Here is a 309-nt window from a genome sequence, read left to right on the forward strand (position 1 = left end):
ATTTTTATTAGCTCTTGAAATTCATTATGTGAAATATCCGTGCCATTTTCGGGCTACGTTGTTATGGCCGCAACCGAGGAAGGGGCGATACCAGAAATCGCCGGAAGAACTACGGAAGAAACACCATTCCAGTCGGAGCGGGACAAAGAAAATTATTTTGCGTTCAAAGAGTACATGGAACAACAAAAAGCGTTGGGGTTGGCAGCAGACAGAACATCCGGGCGTTTTGAAGGTAAATCACAACGTGAAAGAAGAAAGGATCCGCAATCAAACGAAAATGCCTTTTCCAGAATGGAATATGCGGTAGAT

The 309-nt window shown here is 43.7% G+C and carries 1 protein-coding gene; it reads left to right on the forward strand.

Features of this window, described 5'->3' with window-relative positions:
• Positions 1-63: 63 nt before the first annotated feature.
• On the forward strand, positions 64-309 hold a 246-nt coding region (locus ACYVTD_RS18960), incomplete at its 3' end, for a hypothetical protein (protein WP_461249128.1).

This window comes from Treponema sp. R6D11 (genome assembly GCF_054786075.1).